Annotated in this window: 17 protein-coding genes and 3 pseudogenes; 15 read left to right on the top strand and 5 right to left on the bottom strand. The window is 51.0% G+C overall.

From position 1 onward, the window contains the following. Window positions 1–94: 94 nt before the first annotated feature. The 3 genes from NQ559_RS11575 (at window position 95) to NQ559_RS11565 (ending at window position 4,178) form a co-directional block, all read left to right on the top strand. The gene (locus NQ559_RS11575) at window positions 95–1,786 is read left to right on the top strand and encodes a fimbrillin family protein (RefSeq protein WP_018697519.1); all 1,692 of its coding nucleotides are present in this window, start codon (window positions 95–97) and stop codon (window positions 1,784–1,786) included. 21 nt (window positions 1,787–1,807) lie between these two features. Continuing rightward, a complete protein-coding gene (locus tag NQ559_RS11570) occupies window positions 1,808–3,430 on the top strand; it encodes a fimbrillin family protein (protein WP_018697520.1) in 1,623 nt (540 codons plus the stop codon). A gap of 196 nt (window positions 3,431–3,626) precedes the next feature. Continuing rightward, window positions 3,627–4,178: a hypothetical protein gene (locus NQ559_RS11565; RefSeq protein ID WP_019151205.1), complete on the top strand. Its 552-nt coding sequence runs from the start codon at window positions 3,627–3,629 to the stop codon at window positions 4,176–4,178. Window positions 4,179–4,484: 306 nt separating this feature from the next. Here the strand turns inward: NQ559_RS11565 and NQ559_RS11560 are convergent, their stop codons facing one another. Together NQ559_RS11560 and NQ559_RS11555 are read right to left on the bottom strand one after the other, a co-directional pair. Continuing rightward, window positions 4,485–6,815 (bottom strand): hypothetical protein, encoded by a 2,331-nt coding sequence (locus NQ559_RS11560; RefSeq protein ID WP_033395497.1) that lies wholly within the window; start codon window positions 6,813–6,815, stop codon window positions 4,485–4,487. 4 nt (window positions 6,816–6,819) lie between these two features. Next, entirely contained in the window at window positions 6,820–8,175 is a 1,356-nt protein-coding gene (locus NQ559_RS11555) for a leucine-rich repeat domain-containing protein (RefSeq protein ID WP_229091962.1), read from the bottom strand. 417 nt (window positions 8,176–8,592) lie between these two features. On the opposite strand from NQ559_RS11555, the pseudogene NQ559_RS11550 reads away from it, so the two are divergent. From NQ559_RS11550 to NQ559_RS11535, 4 genes and pseudogenes are all read left to right on the top strand, one after another. Then, window positions 8,593–9,022 (top strand): annotated as a pseudogene (locus tag NQ559_RS11550) (transposase family protein); the annotation flags it as partial. 13 nt (window positions 9,023–9,035) lie between these two features. Next, a pseudogene (locus NQ559_RS11545) lies at window positions 9,036–9,389 on the top strand (ATP-dependent DNA helicase RecG); the annotation flags it as partial. A gap of 564 nt (window positions 9,390–9,953) precedes the next feature. Continuing rightward, complete coding sequence (locus NQ559_RS11540) at window positions 9,954–10,370, top strand: hypothetical protein (RefSeq protein ID WP_240048071.1); 417 nt, start codon at window positions 9,954–9,956, stop codon at window positions 10,368–10,370. 259 nt (window positions 10,371–10,629) lie between these two features. Continuing rightward, window positions 10,630–12,597, top strand: a pseudogene (locus tag NQ559_RS11535) (GH92 family glycosyl hydrolase); the annotation flags it as partial. Between the two features lie 158 nt (window positions 12,598–12,755). Here NQ559_RS11535 and NQ559_RS11530 read toward each other — a convergent pair. The 3 genes from NQ559_RS11530 to NQ559_RS11520 form a co-directional block, all read right to left on the bottom strand. Beyond that, window positions 12,756–13,106: a hypothetical protein gene (locus NQ559_RS11530; protein ID WP_018697584.1), complete on the bottom strand. Its 351-nt coding sequence runs from the start codon at window positions 13,104–13,106 to the stop codon at window positions 12,756–12,758. A 352-nt stretch (window positions 13,107–13,458) separates the two neighbouring features. Continuing rightward, window positions 13,459–14,685, bottom strand: coding sequence for a conjugal transfer protein MobB (mobB, locus tag NQ559_RS11525; RefSeq protein ID WP_259802596.1), 1,227 nt, complete (start codon window positions 14,683–14,685; stop codon window positions 13,459–13,461). Next, a complete protein-coding gene (locus NQ559_RS11520) occupies window positions 14,670–15,089 on the bottom strand; it encodes a plasmid mobilization protein (protein ID WP_087401837.1) in 420 nt (139 codons plus the stop codon). Before NQ559_RS11520 ends, mobB begins: the two co-directional genes overlap by 16 nt. Window positions 15,090–15,604: 515 nt before the next feature. Here NQ559_RS11520 and NQ559_RS11515 point away from each other — a divergent pair. The 8 genes from NQ559_RS11515 to NQ559_RS11480 all read left to right on the top strand — a co-directional run bounded on the left by NQ559_RS11515 (window position 15,605) and on the right by NQ559_RS11480 (window position 23,784). Continuing rightward, on the top strand, window positions 15,605–16,360 hold the full coding sequence (locus tag NQ559_RS11515; RefSeq protein ID WP_009596771.1) for a ParA family protein: 756 nt from the start codon (window positions 15,605–15,607) through the stop codon (window positions 16,358–16,360). A 2-nt stretch (window positions 16,361–16,362) separates the two neighbouring features. Next, the gene (locus NQ559_RS11510; protein WP_014774760.1) at window positions 16,363–16,833 is read left to right on the top strand and encodes a DUF3408 domain-containing protein; all 471 of its coding nucleotides are present in this window, start codon (window positions 16,363–16,365) and stop codon (window positions 16,831–16,833) included. Window positions 16,834–16,856: 23 nt separating this feature from the next. Beyond that, window positions 16,857–17,453, top strand: a complete 597-nt coding sequence (locus NQ559_RS11505; protein ID WP_018697576.1) for a DUF3408 domain-containing protein — start codon at window positions 16,857–16,859, stop codon at window positions 17,451–17,453. A 195-nt stretch (window positions 17,454–17,648) separates the two neighbouring features. Beyond that, complete coding sequence (locus NQ559_RS11500) at window positions 17,649–18,002, top strand: hypothetical protein (RefSeq protein ID WP_244061998.1); 354 nt, start codon at window positions 17,649–17,651, stop codon at window positions 18,000–18,002. A 143-nt stretch (window positions 18,003–18,145) separates the two neighbouring features. Next, complete coding sequence (locus tag NQ559_RS11495; RefSeq protein ID WP_014774763.1) at window positions 18,146–18,442, top strand: DUF4134 domain-containing protein; 297 nt, start codon at window positions 18,146–18,148, stop codon at window positions 18,440–18,442. A gap of 617 nt (window positions 18,443–19,059) precedes the next feature. Next, window positions 19,060–20,877 (top strand): group II intron reverse transcriptase/maturase, encoded by a 1,818-nt coding sequence (ltrA, locus tag NQ559_RS11490; RefSeq protein WP_014774764.1) that lies wholly within the window; start codon window positions 19,060–19,062, stop codon window positions 20,875–20,877. Between the two features lie 2 nt (window positions 20,878–20,879). Continuing rightward, entirely contained in the window at window positions 20,880–21,269 is a 390-nt protein-coding gene (locus NQ559_RS11485; RefSeq protein WP_018697533.1) for a DUF4133 domain-containing protein, read from the top strand. A gap of 4 nt (window positions 21,270–21,273) precedes the next feature. Further along, window positions 21,274–23,784 (top strand): TraG family conjugative transposon ATPase, encoded by a 2,511-nt coding sequence (locus NQ559_RS11480; protein WP_018697534.1) that lies wholly within the window; start codon window positions 21,274–21,276, stop codon window positions 23,782–23,784. Window positions 23,785–23,786: the final 2 nt, after the last annotated feature.

Here is a 23,786-nt window from a genome sequence, read left to right as displayed (position 1 = left end):
CAGGCGTAAGACGGAGGCACGCCATATATAATAAATGGTGCGGCAGCCCGCGTCGCAACGGGCAGTGGCACAAAACGAAATAAATAAAGACAATATGAAAATAATAAGGAACATAGCGAGAAGGCCGTGGCCGCGCATCGGCGGCTGGTTGCCGGTTATGATGCTCATCTGTGGGGTGCTCGCTTCCTGTAGCAGTGAGGATGAAAGCACCGCGCCCCTGCCCGACGGCAAGTACCCGCTGCAACTGACGGCGGAGGTGGCGCAGCCGCAGACCCGCGCCGGAGGTAAGGATGCGTGGACGGGCGGCGAGGAGATTAGAGTGTCACTGGAAGGCGTGTTTGGTAACAAAACATACGTGATGGACGCATCGGGCAATGCAAGCCCGAAGGATGCCGATAATGCCTTCTATTGGAAGAACACCGATGAAGCCCGCGTCAGTGCATGGACCCCGGACATAGAACCGGAAACGGATATTTCCGACCAAAGTGGCGGGTACGCCGCTTTCGATGTCCTGTACGCCAGTGCCATAGGGCGTTATGACCAAGCCATAAATCTCCGTTTCATCCACCGCATGGCGAAAATCGAAGTAATTCTCAAAGCTGGCGAAGGCATTACGGAAGAGGAGTTGGAGGGTGCGACCGTCACCATTTTCGGAGACCCGCTAACGCACTCAACCGCCGGCTTGGTATCACCGGGTGACCAATCGGACGGCGAGATAAAGCCCTATTACGATGCCGCAACGAAGAAATACGAGGCGTTAGTGCCGCCGCAGGATATGACGGGCAAGCCGCTCATCCGAATCAGCATAGGCAGCAATGACTTTACCTACACTCCCGAAACAGAAGCTGCCGGCAAATTTGGGTTTTTCGGTGGCAAGCGGTATGCCTACACCATCACCGTGAAAGCCAACGGCATTGATGTGCAGTCGGTGACCAGTGGCACGTGGGTTGCAAATGGCGAGGAGAACGTCACCTCCAAAAGGGTAAAGCAAAGATTCACGGCGGATGAACTTAAAATCGGTGACTACTTCTACTCCGACGGTACGTGGAGCGACGGCGGATTGCGCAAAATCTATGCTGACGGCAGCATGCATATAGACTATTATAAACCCGTCCCTTTACGTGGCAAGACAGTCGTCGGCATTGTTTTTCAGACGGACAAGAGCCGTATCGGTAAAAAGGAAAAGGAGAAGTTGGGCGGTGAAAACAAGGCGCATGGACTGGTTATGGCCGTTAAAAACGCAAACGCAGCAGAGAAAGTCATATGGAGCAACGAATCGAGGTACTTGGATTTTCTGAATGACTGCGTATCCAAATCCAATAATTATTCTGACATCAGCGGATACGGCAATTGTGAATCTATCCGTAGTTTAGAGGGCAACTTCGACAAGTATCCCGCATTACAGGCTGTTGATGGTTACAACACGACTTGCCCTGTCCCCACGACCACGACCGGCTGGTATCTTCCTTCCTCTGGCCAGTGGTGGGACATACTGCAGAATCTGGGCGGTTGTCCGGCTTTGGCGGATGGATATCAGCAAACCTCGTCAGACATCAATGAATTCTTCTGGTCGAACCAAGGAAATGTTCCCGACGCTTTGAATAAATGGATGTGGGGTATCGACGGTTGGGACAAATTCTCCTATTACCATCAGTTTTGGTCGTCTTCGAAGTTCAAGGGCAACACAATGCGGTATTGGGTAGCAAATTCTGATGATGGATGGATAAGCTGCCGATGGGGTAATGTTAATTTCCAGCTCTATGTTCGTCCCGTCCTTGCTTTCTAATCTGTTTAATCCATTAAAAATATGAAGATACAAAACATATACCACCTCTTGCAAGCCGCATTGCTCCTGCTGCTTGCCGCCTCCTGCACGCAAGAAGAGTTCCCTGCCGCACAAGACAAGGCGCGGCAACTCACCATCTCCGTTACCGACGGGGGATACAATACATCGGCTGTGGACGGTAAAATCACCCGTGCCGTGGAGAACGGCTACACCACCGAGTTCACCGAGGGCGATGCCTGCGGACTTTTCATGATCCGCGGCTTATACTCGGATAAGAAGATGATTTATTCCAACGTGAAACTCACCGCAGAGAGGGATGCCGCCACGGGAAGCCTCGTTTGGAAGCCCGAGGCCGGTACGACACTTGAGGGAGGGCTGTCGGACGAGGAATACTACCTCTACTACCCCTATAAAGCGGACTTGGACGACACGGTCATAAGCAATCTGTTAGAACTCGCAATTACGAAACCCCAATTACCCTTCTTCTATCCGCTTGTTAATCGCTGGCCGGTGGAGGTCGACCAAAGTTCGTATGCGGATTACACCGCTTCCGACCTGATGACAGCTTCTTGCACACCCACATTGGAAAATGGTAAACTTCGGCTCGATTTCGTCATGGCTCACGAATTACCCTTGGTCGTTATCGAGATGCCGAAGACCGTATATAAGTTTACCGATGCCCGGATTCCCGACTACACCGTGCCTTCTGCCGCCACGTTCACAAGTGCTGCCGAGCCGCTGCGCATGGCCGATGGTACATACCGCTACTTGGTGCCCCCGTCCATGCCTGCTATCTGGGGAAGTTATGACGATGGGGACAGGGAGTTTACCATCAACACGTCCGCACCACACCCTATCAAAGGGGAATACAAGAGATACAAGGTGGACGGCGCAGTGGAAACCATAAGGAACTACATTTTGCAGGTCGGTGATTTCTTCCTCGCCGATGGCAACCTGATGCCGAATTATGCCGAAGCAGACGAAGTACGGACAGTCAATGTGGTAGGCATAGTTTTCCAAACCGACCCGAAGCGTATCGGTCAGGCAGAAAAAAATAAGTTGGGCGGCAATGTCCACGGTCTTGTCATGGCTGTGAAGAATGCTACGACATTCCAATCGTGGGGACTATTTGGTACAGACGAGGATCTGGCGAAATGCGAGACGAAAGCCCGGAACTACAGCGACATCAGTGGTTACGGCAATTGCGAGCATATCCGCGCCAATCGCGGAAACTTCGACCGTTATCCCGCCTTCAAGGCCGCCGACGGCTACAACACGACCTGCCCGGTTCCCACGACTACTACCGGCTGGTATCTTCCTGCATCAGGTCAGTGGTGGGACATCCTGCAAAATTTGGGCGGTTGTACGGCTTTGGCAAAGCCGGATGAACAAGCCTCATCGCAAGACGATGATTTCGGTTGGTCAGGTCAAGGCGATGTTCCCGCTGCTTTAAACGCATGGATGGAGAAAATTGCCACAGACAGCAAGGATAATTTTAGAAGCGGTAGGTGGTTTTGGTCGTCTTCGGAGTACTCGGAATTCTTCGCACGGTACTGGTACGTGCAATCCAATGGTCGCGTGGGCTGTTACTGGGACCGTAAGGACGGCAGCAGCGTCGGTGTGCGTCCCGTCCTTGCTTTCTGAGGAACCGGTGTACTGACGACTGTTTCCAAAAGCTGTTAGGACAGTATTCGGATAAAGAAAGGAGGAAGTGTTGTATGCTCTTCTTTCTGTTGGGATAAGAAGAATAGAAAGATATTGTTGAGTTTTGTTGCAGGTCGAGCTTGCAAGGTCTGCCGTGGTGAGAATTTGCTTTTTTAAAGGATAAGAAGTGATACGTATGGAAAAGAAACGAATGCCATTGCAGCATAAAATCATTTTCGGATATATCATCTTAGTGGCGGTCATAGGCAGTATGATCGCCATTTTGATATATGAGCGGCGGCAGATGCGGGAAGTGGAAGGCAGCGTGGCACGGCTGTGGAGGATGTACGAGGACATACACATCGCCCATCGCCACGTCACCGGGCTTGCCCTGCAAGGCGAGGCTGCGGCAGGATGGAGTGATGCGGAAAGGGACAAATACCATACGCATCGCATGAGAACGGACAGTATGCTCGGCGTACTCGGACAACGGTACTCTACAATCATACCTGGCGGCGAAATAGACACTCTGCGTCGCTTTCTTGCCGAAAAAGATACAATACTCGTGGCGATAATGGAAACTCATAGGGAACAGTGGAAGAGGGCTGCCATGGGCAAGCGGCTGGCAAAAGATCTACCCGGAGCGGTGAAAGAAGCTACCCGCAGAGGCAGTGAAAAAACGGAAGTACTCATCGCAACGGTCGCAGAATCGGAACTCTCCGGCAGCGTCATCACCGAGCCCGGCTAGACGGAACCAGCAAAAACGAGGCTTACCGTCCTGTACGACCGTATCCCGAAACGCTGTACGACCAGCGGGAGAGGAAACTCAAAAAAATGGTTCTCCTCGAACAGTCGAGGAGAACCACCTATCAAAAGTACAATATTCTATCTTCTCTCACCTCTTTGTGTTTACTTTTACGAGAGTAGCAGCGCATTTTTATCCGCTTTACGTTTATCTGCCCGGCAGTTTGCAGATCCTGTCAGGAATTTGCGCGTGTACGCCTTGGCGTCGGATATTCATCTGTCTATTGCCTTTTTAGCCGCTTTCTTCGTTTTAGAAAGTCTTGGTGGAAACACCATCAAAATAATCCTGGAAGATGATAGGTCCTGTGATTGTGCGCTTCGATGTATAGACGAACTTCCGCACAGGACGGAACCACTCGGCATCCACATACAGAATCTGGCCGGTGTACGGCTCCAAAATCGGAAGGGATTTCGATGACCCGCCCAAACGCGGTCCAGTAACCCAAACCCTCTCACCCGGGGCATAGGTATGGTTGGTACTCATTTCTTGGTGAGGTATATAACAGACATTGCCAAAATAGGATCTGCCGTCACCTTCGCCCCACGACCTTGCCTGATACCAGCCGAGCTGGTGGGCGTGCGTGCACTTCTCGGTCAGGTCTATGGCTTCTTCGATGGAGCAGGTCTTCTCTGGAAAGAGGGTACCGCCGGAAGAAGCGTTCATAAGCCCGAGAGCCTCCATAAATGCCATGGCTTCCTTGGCCCAAGGGGCAATGCGGATGTGATCGGAGTATTTATCCAACCCAGAAACGAACTCCGTATATGAGTATACTCCGCACTCTTCTATATACCTAAGGGCACGGTACATCACGGCGGCCATCTCTTGGCGGGAGACAGGGGAGTCGTCTGCCGGGGCTTTTCCGCCAAGAGCCTTGTCCAGGCCAATGGAGGACGCCGTGGCCTCGCTGCCGGTAAGTTCTTTCACGAGATGCTCGGCCAGCGAGTTGAGCTGGCGGTGATTCAGGGGAAGTGTATAATCATTGCCAAGGACACTTTCATCCAAGAGGTTGTCATTGAGGGCGAAGTTCACACTACTCTGGAAGGCAGGACTCATCTTTGAGTCCGACTTTTTTTTGAGAATGAACATCCCCGGCTGTGCCGTGGTCTTCAGAAGGGCACTCTCCTCGAACTGTTTTGTCATGTCGGCCATGGCGTCCCTATAGCTCTCGTATGTTCCCTCTGTGCCGCTTGCCTGCCATTCTGCTTTGGTTATGTGCCTCTGGTCATAGCCTTCGGAGTGTCCGCACCAGATGCAACTGTACCACCATACATGCTGCCCGGCGGAGTTGACTCCGACATAAGCCTGGTCATCAGCAACAGGCTGATCATACTGATGAGCCCGGACCTCCCACGTTGGCCTGTTCATACTGAACACGTGTTTGTCATTGTGTTCGCACTTTCCGCAGATTTTGCAGGAATAATAATATTCCGGCCAATTGCTACAGGTGCCGTACCTGAAAACCTTGTCTGCCGCAGCTACCTTGTCGGTGAATACGTGGCTTGTGCAGAACGGTTTGGCTGCCGTCGCACCGGCTCCCTGTGCGGAGTGCACGTCGCCGGAGTAGGTTTTCAGCGAGAACAGTGTGCGGAAACTCCAGGTCGGACGGCTGAACATCGCCCTTACATCGGCTACAGCAGTCTCCGGGATAAAGAGCGTGGCACGCTGGGTATGGAAGAGGTAACTGAACTCGGGGCAGTAGATATCGCTGTGTTCCGGTGTATAACCCTGCATTACTGCGAATATGGCGCGTATGAACTTTACCGCATCGACTTTGTCGCTGAGCCAGACTTCCCTGATGTTGAATGGGCCTTGTATGGTATTGTTGACGTCCGATGCCACATCTCCATATATGCGCTCGTCATCGGTATCTACGATTACCTTGGTGACAAGCATATTCTTATGCCCGATGAACTCATCTCCGAACTCGCGCATGGCACGGAACGCCGCGTGATACGTATTATTGATGGTTATCACGTCAAGCGGGCTCACATCCGGGCAAGCAGCATCGGCCTCGGCGATTGAATACGCTTTCTGCGATGCGCGGTATGAGTCCTTGTTGAGCTCATAGTCCGTTGGGCTGCTCTGTGCCAGATCACGCATCGAGCCTTTTCCACCGGCTCCAACAGGCATGGATACCTCAATGTCGATGAAGTAAGGAGCGCTGCGCTCGACCTTGGCCTGCACTCCGTTGACTGTGGCGCTGATGCGGCTGCCGTCGATGTAGTAGTCGTTGTCCTTGAATATGTAATCGGTGTCGTACTTGCCCGAAGGATCTACCATGAACTTGATCCGGGCCTTGTATATGAACCCGTCCTTGAAGAACATGTCCCCTTCATCGTCCTCGCGGAAATCCCCGATCCAGTCAATCTCCTGGACTTGGATGCCGCCCGTGGCGGCAAGGTCTCCGAACTCGGTCTTCGCAGATGTGAACTGCATCTCGCGTGCATCGAAAAGCGACATCCCCGGGGTCGGAACCTGTATAGTGAAATCCACTGACTTGATCTTCGGCTTGCTCTGGGCCGAACTATCCAAAGGCAGCAGCAGTGCCGCCACTGAAAGTAGAAATAATATCTTTTTCATGACTCTACTTGCTGCCGTCTACGAAGATGAACCCTTCCGGGAAGACATATTCGTTGTTTATGTACTTGACTTCCAGTAACGGACATTCCGTGAATTCTTGATAGGTCTCCATAAGGAAATTCTCCTTCAGGCTGGAGTTCAGCTTGACAGTCTTGAGCGCTTTGCATCCGGAGAAGCAGAACCCTTCGAATTCCTTGACATTGGAGAGGTCGAGCGAGGTGATGCCGCTGTCCGAGAATGCGCTGTTGCCGACCTTGGTCACGCTCGCCGGGATATCCACATTCTTGAGGTTCTTGCAGCCACTGAACATGGATGAATAAATTTCGCTCAGATTCTCCGGAAGCATCACTTCTGTGAGATTGACGCAGCCCTCGAACATATCGTAACTCATCAGTCCGACGCGGCGTGGGAACTTGACGTTTTTCAGATTTATGCACTTCTGGAAACAGCCGTGGACTTCATCCATGACATCGTTTTCGAAGACTACTTTCGTGAGGTTCTTGCAGCCGTAGAAAGCCGAACCCTGAACTATCTTGACCGAGGCCGGGATTACTATTTCAGTTATAGGAGTCTCGCGGAATGCCGAATTGGAAATCTCCGTCAACGTGGACGGAAGTTTCACGGACTTGATGGCGGTGCCGGAGAAAATATTGCCACGCATTTCCGTCACCGGATATTTTTTACCGTTGTATGTGACATAGTCCGGGATCACGATGTTCTTGCCGGCAACGGCCGTCTTCGCCACTTCCGAGATGAATGCGTGGGATGCGCCGCCGTTGTTGGAGTTGTGCAGGACATACAGGACTCCCTCGATGTCAACCGTAGCACCTGCCCCGACCTCCTCAATCACTTTCCCGGTCTGGCCGGACGCTGATGTCGTGATGCTTTTTTTGTTCGGCTGCGGATCCCAGACGGTCCAGTTGGCTTTGTGGGCGTTCTCATAGCCTCCGTGAGCATTGAAATATGCCTTGGTCTCATCACTGATCCACTTGTCTTTAAGTGTGAAGAGCGGAGTGAGGGATGAGCGGATCAGGGTTTTGTACTCGCGAGAGTCAAGCACGGAGGCGATTTTGTTGTGGATGCCGTTGATGACCCACTGGTAAGTGTCGGCGCCGTATTCTTCTTTGGCTTCGTTGTATTGCTCGACCATCTTGTTCAATGCGCCCACGCGAGCCCAAAGTTCGCCCTTGACGATCTCATCGTATCTCCAATGTGCCGGGGTGAGGGTTTTGATGTAGCCGTCGGCAAAGCAGTCGTCGAGCATCAGAAACTCGGCTACAAGGCTCTGGTTGTCGAGCTCATAGACATTCGGCTGTTTTTCACTCCAGTTCACCTGATCGGATGCCTCTCTCGGCGGCATCACCGGCTTTACCGATTTGATCCCATACGTTGCCTCGACAGGGTATCCGAGTGGCGCAAAAAGAGCAGTGTGGGTCTCCGGCAACCTGACGGTGGGAGCTTCGTCTTCAGCGTTCTTATTGTTGTCCGGCCCCACCATGGCGTCGTGGCGCTTTTGGAGTTCGCTGTCGAGACTTGAAGTGTTACCGGACTTTTCCGGAAGTTTTTTGGGCGCTACTTCCTGTTTGACTTTCTGTTCTATCTTCTTTGCGGCGTTCTTGAGTCTTTCCTTGAAAGACTGCGCAGATGCGCATGGCGCTCCGGAGAGGACAACCAGACTAAGAATAAGAAGTGTACGTGGAATAAGAAGTGTACGTGCGTTCATAAAATATTTGGTATTTAAAAATCCGTTGGCGGAATTAGATTGATAAAAAGATTTATGTATAAAAAGTTGTGCATATTGTTGATATTTAGCAAATTAAAACTTTTCAATAGAAAATATAGTAACACAATATTAGCAAAAAATCCTAACCCATACAAGCAAATAGTCGGCAATTTGGTCAATGAATCAGGGAATATGTCAAGAAGAGGAGTAGTTCTCAGACCTTGAAATAGAGGCATTGAACATGACATCAAAGGCTGTTGGCATTGACAGTGAGTCATTGTTGTTTGCAAAGTTACAGGAATATAGTATTGAAATTCACAATCTTATATTCCGCAGACAATACAATGACAGACGTAAAATTACTTTGTCCCTATGTAATACAATCCGGGAAAGAATAGCCGCAGAAATAGATGGAGGCGAAGATTATTTCTGCATTGATTCAAAACCGATAGAAGTATGTCGTTTTGCTCGTTCCAAGCGTTGCAGAAGGATGATGACGGATAATGAGTTATAAAGGTATGGAAACGGAAATGACATCCACCATGCCGCAGGAAATATACAACCAGCACCTGATGCAGCGTGGAGGAAAATAAGCTTGGGAGGCTATGGCGAATTCCGACCTTAAAATATCCGACCTTGACGAACATGCCGTCATGGGCGCGGTACCTGGGGGCATCAAATGCGGACGTTTGCCCGAAGCGACCATAAGGGAGGATTTGCCGACCATCCTCGAAAAATTCAACCTGTTGCATGAAGGAAAACTTAACAACGCTTCTGCGGTTTTGTTCGGACGTGATTTTTATTATTATCCCCAATGTCTGCTTCGTCTGGCGTGTTTCAAAGGTACGACAATATTGGTATGAAGTAGTAATTTCGTTATTGGATATCGAGGTGATATTTTTTCTCGTGCAATAATTTTATTATTTTTATGCTAGTTATTTGAGATTGTGAACGCCAACGCAAGCAGCAGCAAGTGGAATCGTTGCCTTTTCGTTGCCTCGTCCTATTATATATAAAAAATACAACAGCCCAATTTTTCAGACTATTGCCTTTTTTTAAGGGTCCTAATAGGGTGCCTTGTATCTTATATTCCCTGCCCCTGTGTCGGTAGCGACCAGCGCAGCCAAGGTGTCGGAGAGGTAGGGCGTTGTGGCGCGGGGATGCAAAAATAGCCCTGGAAACCCGAAAAAACGAAGTTTTTTATTTGCTTTCTCGGATTATTTACTATCTTTACTTCAGTTATTTGAGGTGGTGAATATCGGCGTAATATGCGGAAAACAGAGCCGTCGCCTGATCGTTACCTTATCCCATCATAAACCGTGCAAATTTCTAAAGTCCAACCAACTGTATGGATTTAGGGCTAAACCATATAAGAATTGTGTGATAGGTTAAATGTGAGCATATACTCTTTCCCTATGAAATGCCACCCAATCCGTCGCACTACGGATATGGGTGAAGATTATTCTCACAATCGGGACTATATTGGCAAATATTGGAATCGCAAGTATATTCGGGCTATTCAAGCTGTTCTTAATAGTACAAAAGGTAAAATAGGCAAGGGAACATCTTTTTTCAGGAAAGCCTTTGGCGAAAATATCGAAGAGTACCATAAACTCCTTGAGATACCTGAAACCATGATTATTTATCGCTATTTCTTCGAATGGCTTGGGCTTGAAAATGGAGGAAAGAAAATGACTATTGAAATCTTAGGAAATGATTCAATATGCAATGCGTCAACACATTCATGGTGGAAAGCCTTTTGTGATTGCAAAAAATGTATCACCCAAAGAATGGGAAATGACATTGAATATTATTCACAGAAACGATTTTAGCAAATCATACTTACCGGAAACCTTTACATTGATACATTATAGGATATTACGTCAATTATCGACAAGCTATTATCGAACCCAATACGGATCTATATAAACTCAAACAAGTATACAACCAGAATCCGCTAAAAGAATTAAAGCGGAATCAGAAAATAAAAGGAAAGTAAAACTATGTAATACTGTCTGGTATTATAAATGCATGACAAAAGAAAATAAAAGAAAAACCGTCTTACAACATGCTGTAAGACGGTTTTAGTGAGGTCTGAAGCAGACGCACCAGCCCTCGCCGTGGATCAACGACTACGGGCAGTTCTCCATCATGCCTGTACGCGGACGCGACAAGGTCGATGAAGAGAGCCGTCAGAGCTGGTTTTCGCACCAGTCGGAGGAGGCACGCCCCTACTATTATTCGGTATACCTCGCCGACCACGACATCAAGGCCGAGATCGCCCCGACCGAGCGGGCTGCGATCATGCGTTTCACGTTCCCCGAATCGGACGAGTCGGGCGTGGTGATCGACGCTTTCGACCGCGGATCGTACATCAGGGTCATGCACGACAAACGGACTGTCGTGGGATACACCACGCGCAACAGCGGAGGTGTGCCCGACAACTTCAAGAACTGGTTTATCGTGCGCTTCGACCGGAAGATCCGGGATTTCCAGATCTATGACGGGGCGAAACCGGTCGAAGGCGAACAGTTAGTCGGCGAACACGCCCTCGTGCGGGTAGGTTTCGTAACCCACCGCGGCGAGCAGGTAATGGCACGCGTAGCCTCGTCGTTCATCTCCGAAGAGCAGGCCGTACAAAACCTCGGGGAGCTGGGAAAAGATGATTTCGAAACCGTGAAGGCCAAGGCGCAAGCACGCTGGGACGAGGTGCTCGGACGCATCGAGGTTGCGGGAGGAACCGTAGATCAGTACCGCACGTTCTATTCGTGCCTCTACCGTTCGACCTTGTTCCCGCGTAAGTTCTACGAGATCGACAAGAACGGCAATATCCTGCATTACAGCCCCTACAACGGTGAGGTACTGCCGGGATACATGTATACCGACACGGGATTCTGGGACACCTTCCGCAGTCTGTTTCCGCTGCTCAATCTGGTCTATCCGTCGGTCAATGCCGAAATTCAGGCCGGGCTGGCAAACGCTTACCGCGAGAGCGGATTTCTGCCCGAATGGGCTTCGCCCGGACACCGTGGGTGCATGGTCGGAAACAACTCGGCGTCGGTCGTTTCGGATGCCATCCTGAAAGGTGTCACCCCCGAGGAAGACATTGCGACGCTCTACGAGGCGATGCTCGCAGGACGCCGGAAGGTACACCCCACGGTGAGCTCCACGGGGCGCCTCGGACACGAGTACTACAACACACTGGGATACATCCCCTACGATGTGGGCATCAACGAGAATGTCGCACGCACGCTCGAATACGCCTACGACGACTGGTGCATCGCGCAGGTGGCGAAAAAACTGGGAAAAACGAACGACGCTGCGATGCTGGAAAAGGCTTCGCAGAACTATAAAAACCTGTTCGATCCCGAAACGCGCCTGATGCGGGGCCGCAATGCCGACGGGACGTTCCAGACGCCCTTCAGCCCCTACAAGTGGGGCGACGCCTTCACCGAGGGAAACGCGTGGCACTACACATGGTCGGTGTTCCACGATGTCGAGGGACTGATCGACCTGATGGGAGGACGCAAAGGATTCACGCGGATGCTCGACTCGGTCTTCGTCGTGCCGCCCGTCTACGACGACAGCTACTACGGGTTCCGCATCCACGAAATTACTGAAATGCAGGTGGCCGACATGGGCAACTACGCCCACGGAAACCAGCCTGCGCAACACATGATTTATCTGTACGACTACTGCGGGCAACCCGCCAAGGCACAGTGGTGGGCCCGCGAGGTGATGGACCGGCTCTATTCGCCCAAGCCCGACGGATACTGCGGAGACGAGGACAACGGGCAGACATCGGCATGGTATGTATTCTCGGCCTTGGGATTCTATCCCGTATGTCCCGCCTCGGACGAATACGCAGCAGGATCGCCGCTGTTCAAGAAAGCGACCATCCGCCTCGAAAACGGAAAGACCGTGGAAATCGAAGCCCCGGAGAACTCTCCGGAAAACAGGTATGTCGGAAAGATGCGAATCAACGGCCAAGTCTCCCAACGACCGTTCATTGAATACGCCGAAATCGAAGATGGAGCGAAGATACTCTTTGACATGCAGGTTCGAAAGTGATGTTTGTCTCTAAGAATATGAATCTTGCGGACTCCATATTGACAATGGTGTAGATAATAAAATTACAATAAACCGGAACGTAATGTTCCGGTTTATTTTCTATGAAACATGTCCGAAAAGGTGACGGTCTAAAAGCAATTCCAAATTTACAAAGCTGTTCCAGGTTCACTCAAACTCACCCTTGCATAGATATTGGCCGGATCATTCTTTTCTCTATAATAGCTTACACCATATACCTTGTTACATTCCATTCCGATCTCATATAACCAATCATCCAAAGTATAATCCCGATAGAATTCAGAGTTCAGATTCTCCTGCCCATCCGGATTCAATATTTTCTCAATATCCGCACGGCTAAACTTACCTGCCTCGATCCATATCCAAGCGTTTACAAACTCTCCGACTCGGGGAAGAAAGGGGTAATTCCAATCTACATCAACTTCGAGCCAATCTCTAAAATAACGATGTTCCATGCTAAACTTGATATGTGCGCCCATAATGTAGATTTTGAAGTGTGAGTGCCAAATACGTAATACAAATATAGGATTTTTACATCACTCTGCAAATGCTATCGAATTCAGTTTGGCTTATTCTTGGAAATGCAGTTTTATTTCAATGCGGCACAATATGTTGAGAATCTGAATATTTTTTTATCATGAAACAAGGCTGTGATAAGGCTGCAGTTGTGCTGTCTACTTGTTGCAATGACATTAATCTTAACGGACTTAGCTCTGAAGTGTAGAGTAAACTGTCATTCGTCCTGTCTGCCGTTGTTGCAGACCGATTTTGATATTGCTCAAAATCCTGAATTCAGACGAATACTCCCAACCATGCGAAATCTCAATTACATTATCTGCGAAATCTTCGTTTTTTGCGATGTTGTATTTGGCGTTGCTGTTCTTCATAAGCCTGCGTGTCGGCCAAATCCAATACCGTATCGACAATGCCAGAAATAGGATTGGCGGCATGGTTTTGCACTTCATGTTTCTGTTCCGCCTGTCGTTCTGCAACCTGTTGCGTCTCTTTCGGAGCCGGATACAATTCATTGAAAACATTGGCCGAAAACTCTTTTCCCAGCACCGATCCGTTGGCAACGATGCCTGCGTTGTGGTCGATGAAGGTCGCACCGTAAATCCTTCCCACGGGATTTATGCGGAACACGACATCGATACCGTCCGCTTTCAACAGTTGCCGAAACTCTTCCCTTGTATTGTCCGGGCTCATGGCGTCTTTGACTGTTTGCCGCAGCCGGTCGAGTGTCCCGTCCTGCTTCAACGCGCTCTTCGACCGCTCATAATACTTTTGAAGGGCCTTATAGCCGACATCTTTTCCGATACGGCTCGATTTGAACGGCGTGCCGATACCGTAGCCATCGTCGGTCATGGCACCGTAAATCACTCCGGCATAGTCCCGTCCGTCGACGGTTCCCGTACGTTCCTCGACCGAAACATTGAGCAGCTCCAACAGGGTGCGGAATTCTCCATACGACGAGCATTTGTAATTTCGCAGACACGACCGGGCGACGGACGAAATCTGTTGCTTGACATTCCCCTCGGAATAATTCACCTTCCGCAGGCCCTCCCTGTCCGTCAGTCCCTGTCCCTTGACGCTCGGATGCAGACCGTATTTCCGCTCCAAGTCACGCAGAATCTCCATCGAGCGCCGGGCCTCGAAATCGTGCGGGAGTTTGCGGCCCTGCTCATCGACACGCAGTGACACGATATGGAGATGCTCTCTGGAAATGTCCTTGTGCTTGAAAACGATATAAGGCTGTTCGCCGTAACCCATGCGTTCCATGTACTCACAGGCGATTTTCCGGAGCTGTTCGTCTGTCAGCCTGTCCTCCGGTGAAGGGTTCAGCGAGGCATGGAAAACCGTGTTCGTAGTCCTGCGGTTGGCTTCGAGATACGGCATGAAGCTCTCCATGCAGGCGTCAATGTCAAGGCGTCCGCATTTATCGTATGGTTCGAGCATCTTCTGCCAGAGGAGCACTTCGGCTTCATCCTTATCCACTTTCTCCTTGTTATAGCGCAAAGCCCCACCGGGCGAGGAGCCCGATCTTATATTCGCAACCACTCCTTAGCCTGTTTTGCGAGGTTGAGAATCTCGATACTGAGGGCTTTCAGTTCGCGGGTTCGCTGCTCCAGCATAGCGATCTGATGCGGGATAGCAACGTTGGAAAAGTGCGCGTTGATGGCTTTTACGATCTGGTTATAGTTGTTCCCGAGCTTTTGAAATTGGAAATAAAAGTCGTTCAGCCGGGCGATGAACTGCACCTTCGAAGGGTCGCGTTTGACGACGACGAACTCCTCGTTGAAGATTCTTTTGACGATAAACCGGCTGCGGTTATGCTCCAATCCTGCCTTACAAAGCATCTGCTTAAAGCGGATATTCTCTTCCGTGGTGAGTTTGAAATTATACCTGTGGACTCTGGGATCTGTCGTTGTCGGGCGTCCGATCCTCTTTTTCGTGGTTGTCATCAGTCTGGTAGTTTAAGTGGCGTGACTCGGGAACGCCACCCAGCCTCGCAGAGCGAGCACCTTTCGTATGCCGAAAAACTTTTCGGCATACAAAGGTACAGCTCGCTGTTGTCTGGCGACAACAAAAATCCGCGCCGGAGAATCTTTGAGAGAAGTTTTGAAAATCCTCCGTTACGGCTTCTGGGGTGGGTCTGTTCCCAGTGCAATATTACAACCGTTTCGGGGCAAAAAAAAGCCATCGGTGCGGACTGGAGCGGACTGGAGCGGACATCGGAACCGAAGCGTTTTACCCTGTTGTATATTGCGGCAGGATTGATTATTCGGGCAACTACGCGAATCGCAAAATAAGTATCGGTTCAGACGGATACCCGAATCTTTAACCGAGTATCTGCGCAAAGGAACGAAAGGGCGGCAGACCGAATAATCATCCAATTATTCGTCCAAATATAAGGTAGTATATATAAATGATTTGACAGACGCATAGTTACCCAAACAACCATTTAAACACACAAGCAATGAAACAAGCAAGCATTTCGATCTGCAATCAAAAAGGGGGCATCGGGAAATCGACATTTACGATGTTACTCGCCAGTCATCTGCACTACACATTAGGCTATGACGTGCTGGTCGTAGACTGCGACTATCCCCAATGGTCCGTTCAGGCGCAACGTGAGCGGGAACTGTCGCTCATCGAGCATGACGATTACCACAAGCTGTTGCTGGTACGTCAATTCAAAGCGACGGGCCGCAAGCTCTGGCCTGTGCTGAAATGTATGCCGCCTGAAGCCCCCGAAGAAGTCGAGCGGCTGCTGCAAAGCGGCTACCATCCCCGTATCATTCTCTACGACTTGCCGGGAACGGTCAATGCCGAAGGTGTCATTCGGCTGCTCGCGTCGCTGGACGCTGTCTTTGTGCCCATGAAAGCCGACAAGGTCGTCATGGAAAGTACGCTCTCCTTTGCCCGGAGTCTCACCACTAACCTTGCCCAAGATCCGACCCTTACTTTACAAAGCGTCTATCTTTTCTGGACGATGATAGACCGTCGTGAACGAACGCCGCTTTACGATCGATACGAGGCCGTTATCCGCAAGCTCGGGTTGTCGCTTATGACAACTCACATTCCTTACCGCTCGAAGTTCAACAAGGAGCTGCTTGCGGACAATACAGGAGTCGGCCGCTCGACACTTCTGGCTCCGGCGCGAACCTTTGCGTGTGAGGCGCAACTCGAAATCCTCACAGAAGAAATTCTTACACTCCTCAAAATCCGATAACAATGGCCAAGAAACCCAAAATCGAAGTAGACGAAAGTCTTGTAAAACAGGTGATCGCAGGGCAGTTACCTATCACTACAAAGGTCACACGGGTAATTCCGGAACAGATCCCATCCGGAACCGCTACGGACGCAATTCCCGCCGAACCGCCCTCTGTTCCGGAGATCGACACAGAAAAGATTCCGGATGAAACCCCGTCTGTGCCCGCAGCACAAGAGCCACGCCGTCGGAGAACACCACCCTTGTCCGATTATGAACGAATGTTTCTCACTCCTGTGGAATACGGCATCCGAGCCACACTTTATGTCAATGCATCGACGAAGCGTAAGATTCTGGAGATACTTAAAAGAATCGGAGGTGAACGATTATCCGCGACATCATATGTGGATAATATTCTACAGCACCACATCGAAACTTTCCGTGACGATATAAACCGGCTCGATCGTAAGCGGAATTTTGAAAAACTTGTTTAACAATGACTTAAAAATTTCTAATTATGCTTTACAGCTTTTTATCCGAGTCCGGTGTCCTCGACATTTCATTACTCGCTCTTGGCACAGGCATTATCGTTTTGTCAATCTTAGGGCTGCTGCACCTCGGGAAGCGACGAGGTCATAATAAAGCCGGACACTTTTCGGAGCAACCTGACGATTGTGCAATGCCTGCCGTGCAAACGGAAAATAGCGATGGATGGCCCTCGATGGAACAACCTCAGACAACTGAACTTGTATCCGTTGTCGCTGCACCTGAAGATTCTTCAAATCCCGATTCTCCGCCTTCCGAAACGGTCGTATCCGAAAAGCAGGATGTGAAGCCGGAGCGTGTTCCCGTACCGGACATACGATGGCGACATTCGATGACATTGCCCGACTACAAAAAAACATTTCTTGTCCGGGTGGATTACGACCTCCGCGCCTCGCTTTATGTCAGTGCCCCTACGAAACGGAAAATCCTTGAAGTCCTGAAAAAAATCGGCGGCGAGCGACTGACCGCAACATCTTATGTAGATAATATCCTACGGCACCATCTCGAAATGTTCCGCGACGAGATCAACTGCATACATCAAGAACAGAATTACCATAACATCGTCTAAATTCTTTCTGCCATGAACAGCATAATTCTTATTGCCGCCTGCGCCGTATGTTTGGATCAGTTGTTTTTCCGGGGGCGGCTCGCGTCATATGTCGTCGACAATCTGAAAGGCCCGAAGAAAAAACACACCGGGCATAACGCTGCCCCTCACACGCCGAATGCCGGTACTGCACCCCGTCAAACTCCTGAAATTCTCGTGTCAAAATCCTATCGGTGCGGACTGGAGCGGACTGGAGCGGACATCGGCACCGCCCCGGCAGGCGGAGACGCTATATTTGCCCCGGCTTCGGAAGAGAAGTCCGCGATGCAGGGGTGGAACACCCTTGTCGTGCGGCCCTCGATCGGCGAAGACGGCGAACTCTCGGAGCCCGAAGCGCCCGCCGGCGCCCGATTCCCGCTTCCGGCTCTCCCCGCCAGAGCAGAACTCCGTGACGCGGAGGTTCATGCGATGCTCGGAGAGCTGGACTTCGGAGAGAGCGCCGTCATGGGCGATGCCACGGCCGAGGAACGGCAGGCCATCGCCAACTTCGACATCCGGGCCTATGCTTAATTAAAAACGACCTACGACATGAAATGGAATAACGAATACGGCTGACGCCTTTTCCGCAGCAGGAAATACGATGTATCCGGTCGCAGAATGCTCCCAAAGCAGGCTGCGGCCTTTTTCACACCCTTAACCAAACTACTTGAACGATGAAAAAAAGAGCAATTTTCATGATTTTCTCCCTGTGCTCCGCACTCGCCTGCTTTGCACAGGGCAACGGCATGGCCGGCATCAGCGAGGCCACGAACATGGTAACGTCCTATTTCGACCCGCTCACGAAACTGATCTTCGCCGTCGCGGCAATCCTCGGACTGGTCGGCGGCGTGCGCGTCTACTCGAAATTCTCGTCGGGTGACCCGGACGCTTCGAAATCCGCCACGGCGCTGTTTCTCTCATGCGTCTTTCTGGTGATCGTCGGTACGGTCTTACGTTCGTTCTTCCTCTAAACGATGGCGGAATACCAAGTGAACAAGGGAGTCGGCCGTCAAGTCGAGTTTCAGGGCGCGCACGTAATGGTTCTTTGGCAAATGCGTCGATAGCAAGACGTTAGGCAAGTGTTCGATAGCCTATCATCGATCGGCTTATCCGAAAGGGAAACCGGACGGGGAGTATAGCCTGCCGATAAACTGATAAGTCATACAGTTACCAAGTATGCGACTGAATCAGGAGATGAAAGATAGATACGAGGATAAAGTCTGGATTGATTGAACGATAGTCCAAGTGGCACAACTCGAAACTGTGGCGGAAGGTAACTACAGACGCCATACTGTAACACACTCGATTCGACCTTGGAGGGTTGGGTGCAGAACAGGTTACAGCACAACTGCGATAAGCAGAAACGGATGAAAGTCGTATCCGACAATCTATCAAAGCTATGTTGCCGAAGAATTAAACGTGGATTGCCTAACCCGGAATGCCGAAAGGCTATTAGGTTTCAGACCTATGAAAATCCGGTATGGCAACGGAGCCACCGTAGTAGTCCGAGCGAGGGAAAGCCTCGTACATGGCGAAGGGTGGCAGCTAACATTTTTAATACAAATTAACGGATAATGTGTGAGACATTATGAGAAATCCAGAGAGAGTATTAAACAGTCTGTCAGAGCACAGCAAAGTTTCGAGCTACAAGTTTGAACGGCTCTACAGGGTTCTATTCAATTCGGAGATGTTTCTCCTCGCCTACCATAATATACAAGGTAGGCAGGGAAATATGACGGAAGGTTCCGACGGTAAAACTATCGACGGAATGAGCCTGAAACGGATTGAAAATTTGATTGATGCGCTCAAAGATGAGTCGTACCAACCAAAACCGGCAAGAAGGACGTACATCCCGAAGAAAAACGGGAACATGCGACCTCTCGGCATACCGTCTATCGACGACAAATTAGTGCAGGAGGTATTGCGAATGCTGTTGGAAGCAATTTATGAAGGTAGTTTTGAGAACACCTCGCACGGCTTCCGACCCAAACGCAGCTGCCACACCGCACTGATACAGGTGCAGAAGAATTTTACTGCGGCCAAGTGGTTTATCGAGGGCGACATTGAAGGATTCTTCGATAACATCAACCATGATGTACTTATCGGAATCTTGAAAGAACGTATCGCAGACGACCGCTTTATCCGGCTAATGTGGAAATTTTTGAAAGCTGGCTACATCGAAGATTGGACATTTCATAGAACATACAGCGGAACACCGCAAGGTGGCATCATTAGCCCGATACTGGCTAATATCTATCTCGACAAGCTGGATAAGTACATGAAAGAGTATGCCTGTCAATTCGATAGAGGCGACAGACGGGCAATGAACCTTGAGTACAAACGGTATTCCAGGAAAATTTGGTGGCTCGGCACAAAGCTGAAGCAAACCAAGGATAAAGATACTCGGAAGGAACTGATTGACGCGATTAAGCAACATCAGAAAAACAGGATGCACTTACCCTCTGTCGATGAAATGGACGAGGGATATAGACGGATTAAGTATGTGAGGTATGCCGATGATTTTATTATCGGAGTGATTGGCAGTAAATCGGACTGTGAGGCCATCAAAGAGGATATTAAGAATTTCCTCGGCGAGAAACTGAAATTGACGCTCTCCGAAGAAAAGACCTTAATCACGCACGGCAATAGAAAGGCAAAATTCCTCGGCTATGAAATCTATGTCCGACCATTCACGGATAAGACGTTAAGAGGCGAGAAATCGGGAGTACTTATTAAGGCTTACGGCAAAAAGGTAGTGTTGGAAGTGCCAATGTCCACAATGCGGGATAAACTTCTCTACTACGAGGCGATGGAAATTCATCAATTCGAGGGTAAAGCGAAATGGAAACCCACAAGCCGGACAAAGTTGCTACATCTGGACGACCTCGAAATACTGGATGCCTATAACAGAGAAATCCGAGGTTTTGCAAACTATTTTTCTATCGCAAATAACAGTTCACACCTGAATTCTTTCAAGTACATCATGCAATACAGTCTGTATAAGACTTTTGCACGAAAGTACAGTACGACAGCCCGAAAGATTATCGCAAAGTATCGACATCACAAAGATTTTGCGGTTTTCTATGAGGACAAGAAAGGAGGAAAGAAGATGCGGGTATTCTTCAACGGGAGCTTTAAGCGTAAAACAACCGCGATGGACGCGAGTTGTGATTATGTAGCCAACACGATTTTCAATACCACTGTATCAAGCCTTATACAAAGGTTAAAAGCGGGTAAGTGTGAATTGTGTGGCGCAACGGAAAACATTGAAATACACCACGTCAAAAGACTCAAAGACTTAAAAGGCAAAGAGCCATGGAAAATCCAAATGATTGGACGTCAGAGAAAGACGTTAGCTGTATGTATTCCCTGTCACAACAAGATACATCACGGGATAATAGACTGAATATGTTAGTGGAGAGCCGTGTGCGCCGAGAGGTGCAAGCACGGTTCGGAGGCGAGTTCTTGGAAACCTACCGTAGAAATACGGCAAGGCACCGGGTTCTTAGCCTACGGCTCACAGCGCAGTACCTCGTGCTGTTCGTCGCAGGGCTTCTGGGCGTCTTCGTCTGCTTCGCCGGAATGTACATGAGCGGCGTCCCGCAGGGCTTCTGCATCCTCTTCGCCCTCGCAGCCGGCCTTGCCGTCACGGGCGGCACCTTCTACCTGAGCCGCCGTTTCGGCCCCTACGGACTTCAAAAGCTCATGGCCTCGCGCCGGCATCCGCGGCGCATCATCCATCGTCGGGCCATCCGGCGGCTGCTACGCATTCGTATCCCTCGAACCGTAAAACCGTAATCCTATGCGCGGAACCTTGAAAACCTCGACCTTGGAATCGAAATTCCCTTTGCTGCGCGTCGAGAACAACTGCATCATCTCCAAGTTCGCCGACATCACCGCGGCTTACCGCGTCTCGCTGCCCGAACTCTTCACCCTCACGGGCGAGGAGTACGAAGCGCTGCACGGCGCATGGCTCAAAGCCCTGAAGGTGCTGCCGGACTACACCGTCGTCCACAAACAAGACTTCTTTATCGAAGAACGATACACGGCGCCGGAGGACGGCTCCGAGCGGAGCTTTCTCGCCCGCTCTTACGAGCGCCACTTCAACGAGCGGCCCTACCTGCACCACACGTGCTACCTGTTCGTTACGAAGACCACACCCGAACGGATGCGGCAGACGAGCGCCTCGTCCGTTTTGTGCCGGGGTTTCATCGTCCCGCGGGAAATGCGCGACACGGACGCTGTGACGCGCTTTCTGGAAGCCGCGGAGCAGATGGAACGCATCCTGAACGATTCGGGCCTCGTGCACGTCGAGCGGCTAACGGAAACGGAGATCGTCGGCACGGCGGACGACGCCGGGCTGCTGGCCCGTTACTTCGCCCTCTCGGACGAACAGCGTCCGGTCGTCAACGAGGATATCCGTCTCGACCCGGACGTGATGCGTATCGGGGACAAATACCTCTCGATGCACACGCTCTCCGATCTGGACATGCTGCCGCAGAGCGTGGCGACGGATTTCCGCTACGAACGCCTCTCGACCGACCGCTCGGACTGCCGCCTTTCCTTCGCGGCGCCCGTGGGGCTGCTGCTCTCTTGCAACCATGTCTACAATCAGGTGATCTTCCTCGACGACCACGACGAAACGCTCAAGCGGCTCGAAGCCTCGGCCCGGAACATGAACTCGCTGGCGGCCTATTCGCGCTCGAACGCCATCAACCGGGAGTGGATCGAAATGTACCTCAATGAGGCGCACTCGCAGGGGTTGCGCTCCGTACGCTGTCACTGCAACGTCATGGCATGGGCCGAGAGCGAAGCGGAGTTGAAGCGCATCCGCAACGACGTGGGCTCGCAGCTCGCGCTGATGGGATGCACGCCGCATCACAACACGGTGGACGTGCCGGTGCTGTTCTGGGCGGCGATTCCCGGCAACGAGGCCGACTTCCCCGCCGAGGAGAGTTTCTACACCTTCCTCGATCAGGCGCTCTGCCTTTTCAACGAGGAGACCAACTACCGCTCGTCGCTCTCGCCCTTCGGAATCAAGATGTCCGACCGCCTGTCGGGCATACCCCTCCATCTGGACATCTCGGACCTTCCGATGAGGCGCGGCGTCATCACGAATCGGAATAAATTTATCCTCGGACCGTCGGGCTCGGGCAAGAGTTATCTGACGAACCATCTGGTTCGTCAGTACTGGGAGCAGGGTTCGCATATCCTGCTGGTCGACACGGGCAACTCCTACCAAGGGCTCTGCTCGCTGATTCACGCCAAGACCAAGGGCCGCGACGGGGTGTATTTCACCTACACCGAGGAGGCGCCCATCGCCTTCAATCCCTTCTATGTCGAGGACGGAGTGTACGACGTGGAGAAGCGCGAGTCGCTCAAGACGCTGCTGCTGACCCTTTGGAAACGCGAATCCGAGGAGCCGACGCGCTCGGAGGAGGTGGCGCTCTCGAACGCCGTGAACCTCTACCTCTCGAAGCTCCGCACCGACCGCTCCATCGTCCCCTCGTTCGATACCTTTTACGAGTTCGTCGAAACCGACTACCGGCGGCTTCTGGAGCAGAAGCGCGTGCGGGAGAAGGATTTCGACCTCGAAAACTTCCTGAACGTGCTGGAACCTTACTATAAGGGCGGCGAGTACGACTACCTGCTGAACTCCGACAAACAGCTGGATTTGCTGGACAAACGTTTCATCGTCTTCGAGCTGGACAACATCTCCTCGAACCGGACGCTGCTGCCGGTGGTGACGCTCATCATCATGGAGACCTTCATTTCGAAGATGCGGCGGCTGAAAGGAGTCCGCAAGATGATTCTCATCGAGGAGTGCTGGAAGGCCCTCACCTCGGCCAATATGAGTGCATATATTAGGTATTTGTTTAAAACCGTTCGCAAGTATTTCGGCGAGGCGGTCGTGGTGACGCAGGAGGTGGACGACATCATCTCGTCGCCCATCGTCAAGGAGTCGATCATCAACAACGCCGACTGCAAAATCCTTTTGGACCAGCGCAAATACCTCTCGAAATTCGACGGCATACAACGTCTGCTGGGGCTGACGGACAAGGAGCGGGCGCAGATTCTCTCTATCAACCTCTCGAACGATCCTAAACGCCGCTATAAAGAGGTCTGGATCGGACTCGGAGGCGTGCAGTCGGCGGTCTATGCCACTGAAACGAGTGCGGCAGAGTACCTGTGTTACACCACCGAAGAGTCGGAAAAGATGCAGGTAATGGAGCTTGCCGAGAAGCTCGGCGGCGACATCGAAGCCGCCATCCGCCAGCTGGCACGCGAGCGTAAAACGAACACCGAATCTTAATT

This window comes from Alistipes onderdonkii (assembly GCF_025145285.1).
In the GTDB taxonomy this organism is placed as follows: domain Bacteria; phylum Bacteroidota; class Bacteroidia; order Bacteroidales; family Rikenellaceae; genus Alistipes; species Alistipes onderdonkii.
This window is presented reverse-complemented; position numbering and strand designations above follow the sequence as displayed.

Bases quoted from the DNA above. Each gene is read 5' to 3' on its own strand.
- NQ559_RS11575 (WP_018697519.1), top strand. From the start codon at position 95: ATGAAAATAATAAGGAACATAGCGAGAAGGCCGTGGCCGCGCATCGGC.
- NQ559_RS11570 (WP_018697520.1), top strand. From the start codon at position 1,808: ATGAAGATACAAAACATATACCACCTCTTGCAAGCCGCATTGCTCCTG.
- NQ559_RS11565 (WP_019151205.1), top strand. From the start codon at position 3,627: ATGGAAAAGAAACGAATGCCATTGCAGCATAAAATCATTTTCGGATAT.
- NQ559_RS11560 (WP_033395497.1), bottom strand. From the start codon at position 6,815: ATGAAAAAGATATTATTTCTACTTTCAGTGGCGGCACTGCTGCTGCCT.
- NQ559_RS11555 (WP_229091962.1), bottom strand. From the start codon at position 8,175: ATGCCGCCGAGAGAGGCATCCGATCAGGTGAACTGGAGTGAAAAACAG.
- NQ559_RS11540 (WP_240048071.1), top strand. From the start codon at position 9,954: ATGAAATGCCACCCAATCCGTCGCACTACGGATATGGGTGAAGATTAT.
- NQ559_RS11530 (WP_018697584.1), bottom strand. From the start codon at position 13,106: ATGGGCGCACATATCAAGTTTAGCATGGAACATCGTTATTTTAGAGAT.
- NQ559_RS11520 (WP_087401837.1), bottom strand. From the start codon at position 15,089: ATGACAACCACGAAAAAGAGGATCGGACGCCCGACAACGACAGATCCC.
- NQ559_RS11515 (WP_009596771.1), top strand. From the start codon at position 15,605: ATGAAACAAGCAAGCATTTCGATCTGCAATCAAAAAGGGGGCATCGGG.
- NQ559_RS11510 (WP_014774760.1), top strand. From the start codon at position 16,363: ATGGCCAAGAAACCCAAAATCGAAGTAGACGAAAGTCTTGTAAAACAG.
- NQ559_RS11505 (WP_018697576.1), top strand. From the start codon at position 16,857: ATGCTTTACAGCTTTTTATCCGAGTCCGGTGTCCTCGACATTTCATTA.
- NQ559_RS11495 (WP_014774763.1), top strand. From the start codon at position 18,146: ATGAAAAAAAGAGCAATTTTCATGATTTTCTCCCTGTGCTCCGCACTC.
- ltrA (WP_014774764.1), top strand. From the start codon at position 19,060: ATGAGAAATCCAGAGAGAGTATTAAACAGTCTGTCAGAGCACAGCAAA.
- NQ559_RS11485 (WP_018697533.1), top strand. From the start codon at position 20,880: ATGTTAGTGGAGAGCCGTGTGCGCCGAGAGGTGCAAGCACGGTTCGGA.
- NQ559_RS11480 (WP_018697534.1), top strand. From the start codon at position 21,274: ATGCGCGGAACCTTGAAAACCTCGACCTTGGAATCGAAATTCCCTTTG.